Annotated in this window: 15 protein-coding genes and 1 pseudogene; 8 read left to right on the top strand and 8 right to left on the bottom strand. The window is 35.7% G+C overall.

Features of this window, described 5'->3' with window-relative positions:
- Positions 1–48 precede the first annotated feature (48 nt).
- The 6 genes and pseudogenes from VB713_RS26820 to VB713_RS26795 all read left to right on the top strand — a co-directional run.
- Positions 49–243 (top strand): annotated as a pseudogene (locus tag VB713_RS26820) (hypothetical protein); the annotation flags it as partial.
- A 5-nt stretch (positions 244–248) separates the two neighbouring features.
- A complete protein-coding gene (locus VB713_RS26815) occupies positions 249–1727 on the top strand; it encodes an NB-ARC domain-containing protein (RefSeq protein ID WP_323314534.1) in 1479 nt (492 codons plus the stop codon).
- 204 nt (positions 1728–1931) lie between these two features.
- On the top strand, positions 1932–2843 hold the full coding sequence (locus VB713_RS26810) for a polysaccharide deacetylase family protein (protein WP_323314533.1): 912 nt from the start codon (positions 1932–1934) through the stop codon (positions 2841–2843).
- Between the two features lie 138 nt (positions 2844–2981).
- Positions 2982–3278 carry a hypothetical protein gene (locus tag VB713_RS26805; RefSeq protein ID WP_323314532.1) on the top strand — a complete coding sequence of 99 codons (297 nt, stop codon included), beginning with the start codon at positions 2982–2984 and terminating at the stop codon, positions 3276–3278.
- A gap of 317 nt (positions 3279–3595) precedes the next feature.
- Positions 3596–4696, top strand: a complete 1101-nt coding sequence (locus tag VB713_RS26800) for a Gfo/Idh/MocA family oxidoreductase (RefSeq protein ID WP_323314531.1) — start codon at positions 3596–3598, stop codon at positions 4694–4696.
- 336 nt (positions 4697–5032) lie between these two features.
- Entirely contained in the window at positions 5033–6538 is a 1506-nt protein-coding gene (locus VB713_RS26795; RefSeq protein ID WP_323314530.1) for an FAD-dependent oxidoreductase, read from the top strand.
- A gap of 128 nt (positions 6539–6666) precedes the next feature.
- On the opposite strand, the gene aroC is transcribed toward VB713_RS26795, so the two are convergent.
- The gene (gene aroC, locus VB713_RS26790) at positions 6667–7755 is read right to left on the bottom strand and encodes a chorismate synthase (RefSeq protein ID WP_323314529.1); all 1089 of its coding nucleotides are present in this window, start codon (positions 7753–7755) and stop codon (positions 6667–6669) included.
- Here aroC and VB713_RS26785 point away from each other — a divergent pair.
- Positions 7735–7965, top strand: coding sequence for a hypothetical protein (locus VB713_RS26785; RefSeq protein WP_323314528.1), 231 nt, complete (start codon positions 7735–7737; stop codon positions 7963–7965). The two genes, aroC and VB713_RS26785, sit on opposite strands and share 21 nt — an antisense overlap.
- Positions 7966–8631: 666 nt before the next feature.
- Here VB713_RS26785 and VB713_RS26780 read toward each other — a convergent pair.
- The 6 genes from VB713_RS26780 to VB713_RS26755 form a co-directional block, all read right to left on the bottom strand.
- Entirely contained in the window at positions 8632–10362 is a 1731-nt protein-coding gene (locus VB713_RS26780; protein ID WP_323314527.1) for a hypothetical protein, read from the bottom strand.
- A gap of 105 nt (positions 10363–10467) precedes the next feature.
- Positions 10468–11661, bottom strand: coding sequence for an MFS transporter (locus tag VB713_RS26775; RefSeq protein ID WP_323314526.1), 1194 nt, complete (start codon positions 11659–11661; stop codon positions 10468–10470).
- 58 nt (positions 11662–11719) lie between these two features.
- Positions 11720–12214, bottom strand: a complete 495-nt coding sequence (locus VB713_RS26770; protein ID WP_323314525.1) for a hypothetical protein — start codon at positions 12212–12214, stop codon at positions 11720–11722.
- A gap of 137 nt (positions 12215–12351) precedes the next feature.
- Positions 12352–13065 (bottom strand): rubrerythrin family protein, encoded by a 714-nt coding sequence (locus VB713_RS26765; protein ID WP_323314524.1) that lies wholly within the window; start codon positions 13063–13065, stop codon positions 12352–12354.
- Between the two features lie 738 nt (positions 13066–13803).
- Positions 13804–14808: a CHAD domain-containing protein gene (locus tag VB713_RS26760; protein WP_323314523.1), complete on the bottom strand. Its 1005-nt coding sequence runs from the start codon at positions 14806–14808 to the stop codon at positions 13804–13806.
- Positions 14809–15123: 315 nt separating this feature from the next.
- On the bottom strand, positions 15124–15528 hold the full coding sequence (locus VB713_RS26755; RefSeq protein WP_015215736.1) for an NIL domain-containing protein: 405 nt from the start codon (positions 15526–15528) through the stop codon (positions 15124–15126).
- Positions 15529–15573: 45 nt separating this feature from the next.
- On the opposite strand from VB713_RS26755, the gene VB713_RS26750 reads away from it, so the two are divergent.
- Complete coding sequence (locus VB713_RS26750) at positions 15574–16164, top strand: thioredoxin family protein (protein ID WP_323314522.1); 591 nt, start codon at positions 15574–15576, stop codon at positions 16162–16164.
- Positions 16165–16197: 33 nt separating this feature from the next.
- On the opposite strand, the gene VB713_RS26745 is transcribed toward VB713_RS26750, so the two are convergent.
- Positions 16198–16425: a DUF6737 family protein gene (locus tag VB713_RS26745; protein ID WP_323314521.1), complete on the bottom strand. Its 228-nt coding sequence runs from the start codon at positions 16423–16425 to the stop codon at positions 16198–16200.
- Between the last annotated feature and the right edge of the window lie 58 nt (positions 16426–16483).

The following is a 16483-nucleotide window of genomic DNA, read 5'->3' as shown; positions in this document are numbered from 1 at the left end:
TCATCTTTTTATTATTACTAACTGTACCTCATAACAGCGGGAAGTGCTGTAATTGCTCGCTTTGCATTGTCGGCTCATTTTGTTGAAGGCATAATTGCGGCTTTTTATGCACCTGCTAAAAATTATCAACCAATTCAATATGGAGTTTATACTTTTTTTGTCGGCACAATTGGTTTGTTAGAATTGTTTGAAAATCATTCCCAGATTCCAGATGTATCTAAGAAATCAGAATCTGAGCCATAAATGTTATGTCTAATTCTATCAAAGCATCAACCACAGGATTAGAAATCGTCAATAAAGCCCGTCAACGGTTAGGATGGACTAAAACCAGTACTGCACGGTGGTGGCAAGATGCTCATACTTCTAAAGCTACTTTACGACGGTTTTGGCAGGGCGATCGCATTCAGAAAGAAATCTTCATTGCTATCTGTCAGGCTGTGGGTATTACTGCGTGGGAAAGTATCGCTGATTTATCGGAGATCCAGTCAGATGTGATCACGCCTTTGATTGACTGGAATGAAGCACCTAATATCGAAGGCTTCTATGGTAGAAATGAGGAATTATCAAAATTAGAGAATTGGATTAATAATGGTTGTAAATTAATCAATATTTTTGGGATTGGGGGAATAGGCAAAACTTCTCTAGCATTGATTATCGCAGACAGAATGCAATCTCAGTTTGATTGCTTGATTTGGAAGTCGCTTTATAATACTCCTTCGCTAAGTGATTTACTAGATAACTTATTAAACAGTTTTAATCAATCTATTGTTAATGATATTCAAAAAGATACTTTTAAATTAATAAATTCCCTGCAACAACGTCGTTGTTTATTGATTTTAGATGGATTCGATGCTGTTTTATCAAATTCAGAATTAACTAAATTTATTCAACAATCAAGTCTTCATATTCATCAAAGCTGCATTATTACTACTAGCCGAGAAAAACAAAATTCTCTGGAATCTAATACAAAAACTGTTTGTAGTCTCAGATTGAATGGTTTAGTAAAAACAGAGGCTTTAGATTTATTCAAATCGAGAGGATTTACAGGTAAAGAATTGGGTTTATCAGCTTTAATTCAACTTTATCGCGGTAATCCTTTAGCACTAAAACTGGTTATTCCTTTGATTGAGTCTGTGTTTGGGGGGAATGTGGCAGCGTTCCTAAATCAGAATAGCATCATTGTGGGTGATCGCTTGCGTGTCATCCTCAAACAGCAATTTCAGCAGCTTTCCGGCTTAGAACGAGATATTATGTACTGGTTAGCAATTTGGCAAGAACCCATCTCTTTCTGTCGATTGCAGAGCCATTTGCTGCTATCTGTTGATCCTGCTATGGTTTTAGAGGGCATTGTGGCGTTAGAAAAGCGATCGCTTTTAGAAAAATGGAACAGTGAACAAGAACCTGCATTTACACTGCAACCATTGGTAATGAAAGTGACAACTGATGAGTTAGTGGAAAATGCTATTGAAGAGATTCGTCAGGTTGTGCGGACTAATGATATTTCCCATTTTCATATCTTGCGGACGCATTGGTTACTACGACCGGGTACAGACGATATTGCAGGCGATCGTATTTTAAATCAACTGTGCGAAAATTTGTGGCGGGTATATGCTGCTACTCTTCCGCAAATTCTCAATCAAATTTTGCCGCTTTTACAAAATCAATCTCCTTTAGCAATTGGTTACATCGCTTGCAATATTGCAGCATTGATTAATCGGAATAATTAATTGCAAATTAAATGCAGTTTCTACTTTCTGTTAGTTTACATAACCCTTCCAAAAATAACCAAGGGTTGGTGGTAATTTTTTTTATAATTTGATTTAATTGACTAGTAGCAACAATAGATGATAAAGAGATAAATATTATATATAATAATATTTTGAGTAGTTCATGCTGACAACTAATATTAATTAAAAGGTAACAGTTTTTAAATGAATGAAGATAATAATGATCGAGTTAGTAATTCTGCGAAAACTAATAAATTTCCGATTACTGTATTTTTGTTAATGGCAATTGTTGTTCCATTGCTTAAATTAGGATATAATTCACCGACAATTCCGATTTTGGGTTTTCATGGGATTGTGAAATCTCAAAATAATCTTCGTCAATCTTCCAACTTAGAGATGGATTATAAACAGCAAGAAATGGAGAAATTATTAGAGTATTTAGTTACTCAAGATTATTGGTTTTTAACCACTCAGGACTTGTATGATTTTTTTATCACTAAATCTAAAGAAATACCTTATAAACATCGAAACAAACAAATGATTATGTTAACTTTTGATGATGGCTATAAGACAGTATATACAAATTTGTTACCTATTTTATCTAAGCTAGAAAAAAAATATGATAAGAAAATTAAAGTGGTTTTATTTATCAGTCCTGGTACATTAGCCAATAATGATGGCATACCTGCAACCCATTTGAGGTGTCAGGAATTAAGAAAAGGTTGGCAAAAAGGATTTTTTGATATTCAATCTCATGGAAATAATCATCAGAATTTAACCAAAATTTCTCAGCAACAGGTAATTAGTGAACTATTATTAGCTAGAATTAAACTGAGGAAATGTCTAGATGATTTAGATCCAGAACAAAAGGTAGCATCCCATATCGCTTATCCTTATGGTGCTTATAATAAACAGGTAGAAAAGTATGTCAGCAAGTATTATTTATCTGGTTATTTATATAATGACAAACTACTCAATTATACTTGTTTAAAAGATAATTACAGAATACCCAGACTAATGGTTAATCAAACAAAATCTAGCCGGGAATTGATCAGAATAATTCAAACATTCTCAACAGATACTCAAGAGAGTTTAAAAAAAGGTATTTGTAAATAAGTGAATTTACAACTAAAGATAGATATATAGCAATCCTATTTGATTTATATTAGTGTAGCTTTGCTCAAGTTTGTTGTTTAGCAAAATAAGTATCTAAAAATACTTCAATTTTAATCTATAGTTACAGGAGAAGCATCAATGCCTAGTATTTTAAGAATCAAAGATGACATTGGTACTACTATTTTCAAGCAAAGTACAAAACAATCTAGTGAATTGAAAAAATCTGATCCTATATATGTAGCACGTGCAGGTCAGACATATTTAGCAACAACTCTTGATAGGGGTTCTAGTGATCCTAGCAGTGGTAGTTATTATGGTGGTGATCATTGGAAGGTTACTTTTAAGGATAAGTTGAAACCTCAAGAGGAAGGTGAACCTATTTCAACTTGGTTTGTTTTTAAGGGTGATGTAGAAGAATATAGACTTGTGCCTTAAAATTATGATAATGGTGGGTTAGCGATAGCGTCACCCACCCTACAGATGTTTGATGTTTAATTAAATTAACCCTACCAGGTTATAACTTCTGATTTAACCATTCCTGGTGGTTTTAAACTCCGACTTCTCATCGAAACCAATATCTCTCCATGCCTCTTTTAATAGTTTATTATCTATTTTGTCCATTAATTCTTTGGTTTAATTCCCGTAGAGTTATCTTAATTAGTTGATGACGGACTTTATTTACCCTTATTTTGCTAAAATTATGTATAATTATTAAATTCATAAAATTGTCGTTTTGAAATTATTAACTACTTATGATTGGTGTTGCAGTTGTCGGTACTGGATTTGGTCAAAAAGTACATATTCCCGGTTTTCAAGCCCATCACAAAACAGAGATAGTTGCTATTTATCATCGAGATATTAATAAAGCTCAAGCTATCGCTGCAACAAATAATATTCCCTACGCTAGTGATAATTTAACAGAAATTCTCGCTTTGCCAGAAGTCCAAGCAGTCAGCATTTCTACACCGCCATTTTTACATTATGAAATGGCAAAACAAGTCTTGCAATCTGGCAAACATCTTTTATTAGAAAAACCCACAACTTTAAATGCAACTGAAGCTAAAGAACTATACCATTTAGCTAAAAATAAAAGTGTAATTGCAACTGTAGATTTTGAATTTCGCTTTGTTCCCGGATGGCAATTTTTTGCTCAACTTTTATCATCAGGCTATGTTGGTAATTTACGCTTAATTAAAATTGACTGGTTGGGTGCTTCTCGTGCCGATGTTTCCCGTCCTTGGAATTGGTATTCTAATCAAGAACAAGGTGGTGGTGCATTAGGATCTTTAGGTTCCCATGCGTTTGATTATATTAATTGGTTATTTGGCCCAGTTCACAAATTAAATGCATATTTGAGTACAGCTATTCCCGAAAGAATTGATCCGGTAAATGGAAAATTAAAGCCAGTGAATACAGATGATACTTGTATGTTATCTCTGGAATTAGCAAATGGTACACCTTGTCAAGTTTCTATTAGTGCAGTTGTTCATGCACCCAGAACTCATCGGGTAGAAGTTTATGGAGATAAGGGTACATTGGTTTTAGGTAGCGACAACCAAAAAGATTATATTCATGGTTTTCGTGTTTGGGGTTCTCAAATTGGTCAATCTTTAACAGAAATAGAAATTCCTCAACAATTGCTGTTTCCACAATATTATGCTGATGGTCGAATTTGCGCTTTTCTTCGTGTTGTGGATGAATGGGTAAAAGGAATTGAAACTAAACAAGAGATTACACCATCTTTGTTTGAGGGGGTTTATTCTCAATTATTGATGGATTTATCTCATCAATCTCATGAGTTGAAAACATGGGTAAATGTGCCGAATTTAGAAACTTTTTTAGAAGGTATTTGAAGTTGTTGATAAAGATGCGTTTTCAGTTCTTCCAGTAGAAGAATTCAGAAGACGATATGGCTACGTCATGCAAGCTATCGCCGACCTTATGAATATTTATCTATATCTTAAGACTAATATATTTTCCAAAATATTTAGTCAAAATTATCCTTAAGATAGTTTTCTTATTGATGCTGAAACATCTATAAAAGAAGAAGATTGTTCATAAGAAATCGTAGTTCACACACGAACCTTACAGAACAGTAATTACGTGTTTATCACAGGAAGCATAGGCACTATTACAACCCAAATTCCGCTCAAAGTATTGCATTTATCCAAACAGTATCCCGAAAAAATATGCATAATCTATCAGGAAAACACATTTCTTACTGGATTGACTCGACACCCACAGCTAATTTTTCCGCACTTAGTAAAAATCTATCTGTAGATGTGGCAATTGTCGGCGCAGGTATCGCAGGAATAACAGCTGCAACATTACTTAAACGTGCAGGTAAAACCGTTGCTATAATTGAATCACGACAAATATCTACAGGTGTTAGCGGTCATACTACAGCCAAAATTACCTCGCTTCATCAATTGATTTATGCAGATTTAATTAAAAATCATGACGAAGAAAAGGCACGTATATATGCACAGTCAAACCAAGCAGCAATAGAATTTGTTGCTAAAACAGTTACAGAAGAACAAATTGACTGTGACTTTAGTCGTCAAAGTGCCTATACTTTTGCAGAGACTGAAGAGAATCTTAAAGACATTGAAAAAGAGGTAGAAGCAGCGCTAAAATTAGGACTACCAGCAACACTTGTGCGTGAAACTTCTCTACCTTTTCCTGTTGCTGGTGCTATTAAGTTTGACAATCAAGCACAATTTCACTCTCGTAAATACTTGTTACATCTAATCAGGCAGATTCCTGGTAATGGAAGTTACGTATTTGAAAATACCAGAGTAGAGAAGGTAGAGGAAAATAATCTTTGTCAAGTCACTACCAATCAAGGAATTATTCAAGCGCAAGATGTGATAGTTGCGACTAATATCCCAATTACTGATGAGGGATTATTTTTCGCTAAGACTTATCCCAGGCGTTCTTATATTATTGGTGCGCGGATTGCTGAGGATAAAGCACCTCAAGGAATGTACATAGGCACAGGAGAAAAATACTATTCTATTCGTACTACTCCTGACAAGGATGGATTATTGCTACTTGTTGGTGGTGGTGGGCATAAAGTGGGAACAGTAGAAAATACTGAAGAAAAATATCTAGATTTAGAAAATTACGCCCGTTCTCGCTTTGGTGTTGAGTCCATCGACTATCGTTGGTCTACTCAAGACTTTGTCTCTTTTGATAAAATTCCTTATGTAGGAAAATTGACTCCTTTAAGCAAGCATACCTTTGTCGCAACTGGGTTTAGTCTGTGGGGTATGACTCAAGGAACCCTGTCTGGAATGATCCTTGCAGACAGTATTTTAGGTATTGAAAATCCTGCGGCTAGTGTATACGATGCCACCCGCGCTACTCCTTTTGTTAGTCCAGAAGGTATAAAGAAAAACTTGGAAGTCGGCACTCATTGGATAGGCGATCGCTTGAAAGGATTGAATAAATCTCTGAAAGATGTGGCGATTGGTGAAGGAAAACTCGTTACTGTCGATGGTGACAAGGTAGCTGCTTACCGCGATGAAACAGGAGAAATACACACTGTTTCTGCGGTGTGTCCTCACTTGGGCTGCATTGTTGCTTGGAACAGTGCTGAAAAAAGTTGGGACTGTCCCTGTCACGGTTCGCGTTTCACTTGCAATGGGGAAGTTTTGCATGGACCGACAGTGAAAGATTTAAAGAAGTTCTAGAGGAGAGAATATAGATTTCTCCAATCAAGAACTGCTCGATCTGAAAAGATTATCGGGATTATCACTCCTAAATTAAATCCCGTTACAGCGGGCATTTTGCGATCGCTAAGGAACGTGGATTTATTAACTTACAACACTTTACACTGCCCATAATGCCTTAACAGATGGTCACACAACACCAAAGCGACCATTGCGTCAACCATCGGTACAGCACGGGGTAAAACGCAAGGATCATGTCTTCCCTTGGCTGCCAAAAGTGTTTCTTCCCCTTCACGAGTCACCGTTTTCTGCTCTTTTCTAATAGTCGCAGTTGGTTTAAATGCCACTCGTAAAATGATGTTTTCGCCGTTAGAAATTCCACCTTGAATACCACCAGAACGGTTGGTTACGGTGCGAATTTCGCCTTTTTCATCAATGTAAAATTCGTCATTATGCTCAAAACCAGTTAACAAAGTTCCTGCAAAACCAGAACCAATTTCAAAACCTTTACTTGCTGGTAGAGACATCACAGCTTTTGCTAAGTCTGCTTCCAATTTATCAAAAACTGGCTCACCTAAGCCCTTGGGAACGTTCCGTACCACACATTCAACTACCCCACCGATGGAATTACCATCTCTACCAGTTTGTTCAATTAATTCAATCATGCGGTTGGCAATTTCGCCATCTGGACAGCGGACAATGTTACTTTCTACCTGTTCTAAAGTTACAGTATCAGTATCAATTACGCTTTCTAAGTCTTTAATGCACTTAACATAGGCGATAACTTCCACATTTGCGACTTGACGAAGAATCTTTTTAGCGATCGCACCAGCAGCAACTCTCCCTATTGTCTCACGGGCTGATGACCTACCACCGCCTTGCCAATTTCTCAATCCATATTTTGCATCATAGGTCGCATCTGCATGAGAAGGGCGATATTTCTGTTCCATCTCATCATAATCTTGGGAACGAGCATCTTTATTCCGCACCAAAATTGAAATTGGCGTTCCCAAAGTTTTCCCCTCAAACACTCCAGAGAGAATCTCACAGGTGTCTGCTTCCTTCCGAGGAGTGGTGATTTTGCTTTGTCCCGGCCTTCTTCTATCTAACTCAAATTGAATTTCCTCAGCCGAAATTTCTAGTTGTGGCGGACAACCATCAATAATAACGCCCACACCGCCGCCGTGAGATTCGCCAAAAGTCGTAATCCGGAAAAGATGACCAAAAGTGCTGCCCATGATGTTGAGGAAATACAGTCTGGAATCTGTATTTTACATGGAGTTGGAGGTTTTGCAGCAATTCTACTCTTATCCAGGTTTGTCAATGGTTTAGATGCGCCTGCCCTTTACACTTATATATTTAAAAGCTTCATAAATCCAACCTTCAGCTTGAAGATACCATCAATATCCTTCGACTTCAAGCGATCGCATAGCAAACCGTTGAGTTAACCATTTCAATTCGATAATCACGACTTTTAGAAAACTGTTTGTAGATTAATGAAGGGTTTCACCCCTCATAGCTAAAACCTTAGTTTCACATCATTAACTTGCTTTAAAATAGCTTTTAGGCAAATCAATAAAGGGGGTTAAATTCCACTGAAATCAAGTCAGAATAGGGATAAGGGGTGTGACCCCCTATTAGTTTATAAATAATCTCTTTCTAGCCATCCGGAAAATTTGCAAGAAATTTATCTACTATTTTTATATTGCATTAACAGAAATATAGGTGGTTAAATGTTAGCAATGAACAATATAAAAATTTTAAAAAAATGCCAATTTGGCAACCACCTTCTCACGAACCAAGTTAAATTGTATTAGACAAACGAAAGCAAAGCAGTTGTGAAGAAGTTCAACAAATTAGCAAATGACTCTTGTGAAGTTTGTCAGACAACTAAATAGAATTAGCGTTTGCTGCAATAGGAATACGCACTGAGTAGAGGCGTTATCGTTAATCTGTAAATTACCCCCCTAAGTGACGATTAGCGTTATGTGTATATTCCTGAATCGCTTCAGCAGCAAATAGTAGAGTGGGAGTGAAAGGCGCTTGATAATGCCTCCTCCCACTCTCTTTTTTGGGGTATTTTTGGGGATGTGAGTTTTTGACAGGCAGTAAGATTATGAATCAATTTCATCGCTTGAAGGCGATTTAGGGAAAAAGTCAAAAGGATGCCCACCACTTTTAATAAAATCTTGAGCAAACTGGATATCAATTCCATCACTCTTATATTTATTTTGACCAAAATCGAGTACTTGTCCTAGAGTTACACCCTCATATATTACTGTTGTTGAACCTACTTGGCACTCCACTTGAACAATTTTAAGGCTCTGGTCTATCAATTGGTTCAAGTTTTGGATTGCCCATTGCACATAAGCAATATCACCATCACATCTTTGTAAGATATTGTCTAAAGTACGATAATCAATGACAGCGCACTTTTCGTTTCCAAAAAACATTCCAGCATTATCAGATGTGATAATGAGTGAATTGCACATCATGAGAAACTGATTTCCAAAGTGAGGTAATCCCTCTTTAGGTAATTGATTTCTGAGGAAAATAATTCCTTCTTCACTAGCAAGAAATTTACCTATTCGTTCAATTTGTCCAAATCCCTTCATTACGCTATCCTTATTTAACACCTTTAATTGATCTTTAGACCATTTAGGTGGAAGAGGATTTTTTACTTCACAGCAGTACACCACATAACCAAGAGTAGGTTCTTCAGAAATAACTAGTAAATCTATATCTGGTAAAGATTTATCAAATTGACTTAAACAAACATTTTTAGCACAGGTAAAACCTTGATTAGAAAACATTTCTGAAACATGATTCACAAAATTATTACTTAATTGAGAATTCAGACTATTGAGAAAAATCTTGGGGTATTTAATTGCCCAAATCCTCAGCATACTGACTAGCCCTTCCCAGAAACAGAAGTCGCATGGCATCATTAATATATGATTTTTAGGCTGTAAGTTATAAAGAGAAAAATAAAGTGGCTGTATTTTATTTTGTTGAGCTTCGATACTGTAAGACATATCTTTAATAATAGCAAAACATACTTCTGGAGATAATTCAGTTGTTTGACTTAAATCATGGACAATTTCACTTATAGGCATATAAATCTGGCTTGCTATGCCGTTAGATTGTCCATAATATCGATGAAACAGCGCTTTTGTTAAAAGCGTTTTATAGATTTTATAGAACTGACTATAACTATAATCTCCTAACTTAATTTGGCTTTCAGGGTCAAGGAAATTGTAATAATTACTTAGTTTCATTTCAACTTCATCTACAATTAGCTCCCATGCTTGCTCTATTTTTTTTGATACAGAAAACTCTTCTTCTCCCTTAAGTAACTCTATAATTTGATTACTATTTTGATAATTTGAAAATAACATTATAGATCCTAAAATATGATTATTTGCAGCTATAAAAAATTGTCTTGGAATAGTAGGATTGGTAAATTTAATTTCAACCTTATTTTTATCAAATTTCCAGGAAAACGAATCTAATGAATTGTATGTATAGTAAAGATATTCTCTAATTATATAGTAATGATATCCAAAATTAATATCTGACATCAAGCTCTCAATGTTTGGATAATTATGAGAATTATTCGCTATAAAGTAAGGAGCTAAAATAGAAAGACCATTTCTTAAAGATTGTCCTATGAACGGGCTAATATTTGTGTAAGCATACTCAATTGTAAGTGATGCTAGTTCAAAGCATTCTTGGCTATCGCAAACTAAACTTGGTAATTCCTCAAGAGCTTTATCAAGTTCGTTAATCTCAAAGTTCTTAATTTTATACATATCATTTTCAGGATTCATATTTGGGCTAGACATTTATCTAAATCCTAATTACTAGTGTATGATTACATAAAAAATTTTGTGGGATAAATTACTTAGATTAGCTTGGCTTAATTAATACAAAAGATTAATCTTCACCCCTCACTCACAAGTCAAATACTTAAACACGAAAAATATCAAAATCGCAAAACCCACTGCTGCAAAAAACACACTATTAATTCCTCCAAAACCAAACACAACACCCATTAACAAAGGACCCAGAGTTTGTCCTAAACCAAAAAATGTCCCATTCACTGATACCACCGTCGCTAAATATTCTCTTGGTGCTAACTCCGCTAACAAAGTTTGAATGCTAGGAAACCCAATTCCTAAACCAATACCAAATATACTTGTCGGGATTAATAGTAACCAAATACTTGAGACAAAGGGAACAATTAACATTGCCAAAGCATACAAAATATAAGATGCTTTAATTAAATTTGTCGGTTGATATCTTCTCGCTAATCTCCCTAACTGAGAAGATGTAATTGTAATTGCTACAGACACACTCGAAAGTATTAAGCCAATAGTGGCAGGTGGTTCTTTAAATGTATCACTAATTAATTGTGGTAAATAGGTGACATAAGCACCATAAAGAAGTACAAAATTAGATGCACTGGCAATAAATAAACCAAGTAGTTGCCGATTTTTGATGATTATTCCCGCATTACTCAAATATTCTTGTAGGTTGCGTTGATTCTTAGGTTCTGGATTCTTCAAAGCAAACAACACCAGCAAACCTACAGGAATTGCTACCACAGGTAACATAAAGGGATAATACCACCCTACAGTTGCTAATGCACCACCAATTAACGGATAACTTGCAGTACCAACACTGCTAAAACTGGCATTATATCCCATTGCAGCAGCGCGTCTATCTCCTTTATATAAATCACCAATTAAAGTAATACTTAAAGACAATAAAGAAGCTGCACCAATTCCTTGCAATAAACGTAAAAATAACAATAAATTAAAATCACGAGCAAAAGCACAAGCTGTACCAGCAATTCCAAATAAAAAGAGAGAAGGGACAATAATTATTTTTCTACCCCATCTATCGGCTAATACTCCAATTACAGGCCCTAAAATCAAGGCAGGTAATGTAAATACTGTAATTAATAAACCTAGATTTTTGGGGTTGATATTTAAAGATTTAGCTAAATAAGGAAATGCAGGAGTAATGCTAGAAACTCCAATCACAGCAATCAGCGTAACTATACAAATAATCTGAAAATTCAATTCTTGATAAACTGGTTTAAGGTCTTCAAATTGTTCTTTTTCTTCTGATGAATTCATAATTATGCACCTCTAGATTTTTAATTAAAATCCTGCATTATTTATTGGATGAATAACCTTATGTGTTTGCTTTCAGAAATAAAATATGATCAACTATTTTTTGCTTGCCACTAAAAAGAGTAGTGTCATAATAAGTCAGGCGATAATGTTCACCAGAATATAAAATAAAAGTAATCCAATATAACTGACTATTAATTTGAATTTTTTTGCCAAACCTATTTTTAGTAGTTAAGGAAGAACTGCGCGAGTTAATTCTTACTGTTTCAATTTCAGAAAGTGATAATTCAATAACTCCCTGAGCAAATATATTTCTTTGTTTCAAAGAAATTCGACCTAGTGATGCATTGAAATTGCAAGTTAGTATTTCATAACAATTATCAATATCTAAAAATAAAATACTAATAAATGCACCCACTAACAAATAAAAACAAAGCATTGTCCAGCCACCAAAAATAGATAGAAGTATTCCCAGACTGGGTGTAAAAGAATGATAAAGTATATCTTGCCGAGAATATTCTTCTATTCTGTAAAATTTTTTTATTTTTGGCAGCATATTTATTTCTCTCTTCAGAAATATCACCTGGTTAGTAGAAAGCGAAATAAAATCCCCCTTCCGTATTTTAGATATTATAAAGGAAGAGGGATCAAGCTAGGATTTTTTGAAATTCAATTGTTCAATTCAGTTCTGTTCTAAGCAGCAACTTTTTCTTCAAAAGGTTTAAAAGTCTTTTTAGTAGCACCGCAAATAGGACAATTCCAATCTTCAGGAATTGCTGCAAAAGGTGTACCAGGTGCAATTCCTGAATCAGGATCACCAGTAACGGGATCATAAATCATGCTGCATTGTCTACAAATCCATTTCTGAGTTGCGGGATCTTCTCCTGTTACTTTGGTTACAGCTTGTCCTCCGTTTAATACTTCTAAAGCTTCAGAGTAGCGATCTGCATGGTAATTTTCAATGAATTTGAGCAAACCAAAACGGTGTGCTGCGGTGCGGAATGTGTTTGCGTGTTCGCTAGATTCTTGTGCTTGTTTGAGAAATTCTTCAGCTGCGGGATTATCTCTGTCGCTTTGAGCAGCAGCAGCAAAATCAGGATACATTGTAGTGTATTCGTAGGTTTCACCTTCAATCGCTAAAGACAAACAGCGAGAGATCATTTCTTTTTTTTGTTCTTCGGTTAAACTCGCTGCATCTTTAACAACTAGTTCTGGATGTAATAACTCAAAATGAGCGAAAGCGTGTTCAGTTTCTTGATCTGCTGTTTCTTTAAAAAGTTTGGCTAAGTCTGAAAAACCCAGTTGACGCGCTACGTTAGCAAAAAACAGGTATTTGCGATTTGCCATCGATTCACCACCGAAGGCAGATTCTAAGTTTTGAAGTGTAGTAAAATTTGACAAATCCATAATTATTTCTACGTGCCTGCGAAGTGATATTTCATAGAAAAAAACAGACTTTAAAACTAGGGTAGATGAGCCGATATATAATATATTTAGACAGGTTGGATGCAACCAGCCTCAGCCCTTCTTTAATTACCCGGTTTCTTAACTGTTCTAAACAATTATAAAACCGAAGATGGTGATTAGGTTATTGATTTTCTGCTGAAATTTATGCTTTTTTTGTTAAGATTCTCAGCTTCTAAGAAGGGATAATCTGTATGTCTTATGGCATCTAGAGCAGAAAATGTCTTCGGATCTAAGATACTAAATCTGAATTACTATTGGTGATAATGCGATCGCAGAATGTCTGCCTCAGCAGAAGCGCTCCGTAGAAATCCCTCTTAATGGCATCTAACTTCAGTCATGGTGGAATTCTGAACTCACGGGTAGCTAAATTAACTACATTATCTACTGGTATGAGTTTATTTCTCCCAAAACCTTTATAAATAAAGAGCTTTGTTGTTTTTGATGCAAATTTATGTTGAATCAACCGATGGATTAACCTACAATCCTTATATAGCAAGGATTTTTAATTAAAATCCGGATTTTGCTTTTAAAATTGCTTTCCCCAAAGGAATAGAATTACAATCTTATTTACAGCTTTTATCATTACTCAGTGAGGAAATGTAAGATAGGAATTTAGCTGAAGTCGCCAGGGCTGTAATAAATTAGACTTTTCAAACAACCTCTTACCTCCAGTCACTCTTAGCATGGGTGATGCTCTTTTAAATCTTGGTAAAAAACTGTAGGCTGTAACACCACTAAACGTAAATTATATCTAGTATCTGCTTGCAAATAAAGTTTTTGTAGTGGTTGCCATTCTTGCCACAATTGATAACGATTTGCTGCTAATAATGTAATTAGCCCTCGTAATTGAGTGTCAAACTCTGATTTGAAAACATTCACTAGCCACTCATTTAAGACCATGCTATCTTGCAACATACCCAAATTTTCTTGAATATGTTTTACGTTTGCAACATTTGCTGCAAAAGATTCACCGTATAACTCAGTAAATAACTCCATTTGGTAGCGAACCCGTTTGGCTTGTTTTCGCAAACTATGCAGAGTTTTACCTTGAGTTTTGAGATGGTGTTCTAGTTGTTCTGGTGTCCAGTTAGGTTGAATGACAACTTCAGAATCTATAACTTGAGTACCAATCATCCACCCTGGATGTAATAATAATTTACTTACTTCTGGTAACAGTAAATCTGGTAAAACTTGCTGAATTGGTAAAGATGCTAGTGGTTGATAATTAGGTTTTTCTAACCATTCTTGCAGGTCTTTTTTAAAAGATTTGTAAGTTTCATTTTTGAATATTTTCTGAACATGAGAAACTTCAATTTCACGCTGTTTAGCTAAATTGGAGAAAGCAATTTGTAGAGATGCTTGCTCTTTCTGAACTAAATGTGGTTTGTAATTATTTTCCAGGGTTTCTTTGAGTACATCTAAGTCTCGAAGTTTTCCTAGAATTCCAGCAATTTTACCAATATTTTTATCACTGACTGATTTGGGTAAATTTAAAGATAATTCAAATCTACTAATAGCTGTGCGTAGACGACGCATTCCTACACGCATTTGATGTAATGCTTCTATATCTTCATCTTTTTTGACTGATTTTTCCCATTTTATAGTTTTCTTAAAGTGTTTTTCAATTGCTTGATATGCACAGTCTTCTAGAGTTTTGATTGTTGTGGTTGTGGCTAAAGTCATACTTGATAATATTTGGGTAAGGAGTCAGGATTCAGGATTCAGGATTCAGGAGTCAGGAGTCAGGAGTCAGGAGTCAGAAGTCAGGAGTCAGGAGTCAGGAGTCAGGAGTCAGAAGGAAGAAGAATATTTTTCTCTTCTGTTCCCTGTTCCCTGCTATATCAAATATTCTGTATCCTGAATCATTACATATACCCCATCCATCTTGAAAACTTGAGTTTTCGTCATAGAAAACACTATAGGTTTGAACTTGAACGGGGTTTATTTACTAATTATCTCTTGTGTATTTAAATAAAATATTAGGTGGTTTGAGCAGTTTTAGAGATTAGTTGAGATAGCTTGTACCGGACAAGTGGGAATACACTGTTCGCAGACAATGCAGCGCGATCGCGTGAAGGTGAGTTTATAAGTCGCTGGATTGAGGGAGAGGGCTTCAGTCGGACACACTCCAGTACACAAACCACAGTCAACGCATACATCTTCGTCAATCACAATCTCACCTAAATTATGAGAAACACTAATGTGTTGCGATCGCATCCACTCAATCGCTGCATCCAACTGATCAATATCCCCTGATAGTTCTACCACCAATTTACCAATTTGATTGGGGGCAACTTGAGCGCGGATAATATTAGCCGCAACGTTGAAATCTTTTGCTAGTCGGTAAGTGACAGGCATTTGAATGGCACGTTTAGGAAAGGTAAGGGTGACTCGTTTTTTCATAAATGGGTAAAATGAAAATGCTTAATAAGTTTTAATAAATAAATTATGAGTACAGATGCACCTGTAAATTCTCCCGTCGAGCCTGAATCTACCTTTGGCAGACGTGTGAGAAATTTCCTCATTGTCATTGTAGCGATCGCATTAAGTTTAGCGCTATTTTTAGGACTCCGAACCCAGACAGACTCAGTTTCCCTCACCCAATTAGATCAAGATTCCACACCTTTAGAAGTTGCTCTCACCAATAATCAGCCCACTTTAGTAGAATTCTATGCTGATTGGTGTACCGTCTGCCAAAAAATGGCTCCAGATATGGCCTTATTAAAACAGCAGTATGCAGACAAACTCAATTTTGTCATGTTGAATGTAGATAATACCAAATGGCTGCCAGAAATGCTCAAATATCGTGTAGATGGCATTCCCCATTTTGTGTTTTTAGGCAAGCAAGGAGAAGGTGTAGCCGAAGCAATTGGCGATATACCTCGTTCCGTCATGTCCAGTAACTTAGAAGCCTTAATAGGTGGTTCTACCCTTCCTTATGCCAAAGCCAGCGGCCAGACTTCCAAATTCTCAGCCCCAATATCAGCTGATGGTAATCAAAATGATCCTCGTAGTCATGGTAGCCAAGTTGTAAATTAATTCGTAATTTGGTAATGGGTAATTGCTCATTACCTAACTTTTATCTTCCAAAACACCACTTTGAATCATGAGTTTTGGCCAGATTAACACAAAGAATCCCATCCAAATTAATAGAGGGATAGCCACGAGAATTGTTAACCAGATGATTTTAAATATTAACCAGCTACCGCTAATTAAAGTTATCCCCGTAAGTATGATTGACCAAGGTTGACACCACCAAGGTTTATAATTCCAAGGGTTTATTAGCTTTTGTTCAGACATTTTTATTAACTCAAGTTGCTAGTTATCTAGTTGAGAACGGTAATGGGTCATTGGTCAT

Origin of the sequence: Anabaena cylindrica UHCC 0172 (assembly GCF_034931625.1) — a bacterium.
Classification (GTDB): Bacteria; Cyanobacteriota; Cyanobacteriia; order Cyanobacteriales; family Nostocaceae; genus Anabaena; species Anabaena cylindrica_A.
Note: the sequence above shows the minus strand (reverse complement) of the source record. Positions and strands in the feature narration are given on the sequence as shown.